This is a genomic window from Bacillus sp. LR--39 (genome assembly GCF_053613335.1).
On record NZ_JBSIOT010000202.1, the window covers coordinates 1 to 1,291 of the forward strand.

The 1,291-nt window shown below is 50.1% G+C and carries 1 protein-coding gene and 1 pseudogene; one reads left to right on the forward strand and one right to left on the reverse strand.

Going from position 1 to position 1,291, the window contains the following annotated elements; genetic code table 11:
• Positions 1-326 (forward strand): annotated as a pseudogene (locus tag ACWHAR_RS21780) (hypothetical protein); the annotation flags it as partial.
• Between the two features lie 41 nt (positions 327-367).
• On the opposite strand, the gene ACWHAR_RS21785 reads toward ACWHAR_RS21780, so the two are convergent.
• The coding region (locus ACWHAR_RS21785; protein WP_452087802.1) for an aminotransferase class V-fold PLP-dependent enzyme at positions 368-1,291 on the reverse strand (924 nt) is incomplete at its 5' end.

A 1,291-nucleotide genomic window follows, 5' to 3' on the forward strand; every position in this document is an offset into this window, starting at 1 on the left:
GCTTGATGATCGGGATTTCTATGATCATGATGCCTGCGCAAACAAACGGTTTAAACCAACTGCCGCGCGAATTTTATCCAGACGGCACCGCCATTATGAACACGCTGCAGCAAATGGCCGGCGCTATCGGAACAGCGGTTGCGGTCAGCATTATGGCTGCAGGCCAGCATGATTATATGAGTACAGTTAAAAACCCTGCCGATCCGGCAGTCATCCCGCAAGCTTTGACAGCAGGCGTACAGCACGCATTTGTGTTTGCAATGATTGTTGCCATTATCGGTTTAATTGGCGCTTTCTTTATGAAGCGCGTGAAGGTAGATCATTAATGTGAAAAGCCCCTGACTAGTGTTCAGGGGCTTTTTCATGTTTACTTGTGGATCGTTTTCGCCGCGATTTCATCAATCGCGCGCCGCATGTCCTCCTTCGTATTATAAAAATGGGGAGCGAGACGGATCACATTGTCCCGCGGCGCGCAAATCACTTTTTTCTTCTTCAGCAACGCCGCCGTTTCCGATGCCCGCTCATCCCGGATCGCAACCATACCCGGCTGACCCCCACCTTGTGCCGCCGCCAGCTGCAGGCCTTTTTCAGCGGCATATTGAACTGCATCGGCACAGATCGTTTTCACATGATCCCGGATATGAGAAACTCCAATATGATTCAGCAGCGATAAAGCCGCTGCAGCTGCGTATACGCTGATAAAAGCTGGGGTGCCCGTTTGAAAACGGCGCGCGTCTTTCGCATAAGCCCCCTCAAATCCGTTCTCTCTGCCGAACCAAGCTGATGCTTTCGGCTTCAGTGCGTCAGCCAGCTCCTTTCTCACATAAAGAAACGCCACACCCGGTATGCCGAGCAAATACTTCCGGGTGCCTGCTGCCAGCATTTCTACGCCCCATTCCTTCACATCAATGGGAATATGCCCGGCTGATTGATAAGCATCTACAAACAATAAAGAGCCCTTTCTCTGAGAAATCTCGGCAATCGCTTTTATATCCTGAACATAGCCGTCACGATAATGAACGTGAGGAACACATGTCAGTACTGTTTCATCTGAAATATGCGTTTCATACTGTTCAAGCGGCAGCACGCCGTCTATTGATGGAATGACGGATACGGTATAATCGGAGTGTGCCTGCCAAACATGAGGCACCGCCGGAAAATCCATATCTGTATATACAACGTGCTTCTTTCCAAATGCAGTTAAGGACGATGCTACAGAAACCAGCGCATCAGAAACTGACGGCACAATCGCCACTTCATCCGGTTCAGCCCCGATCAGCTTTGCAAACTC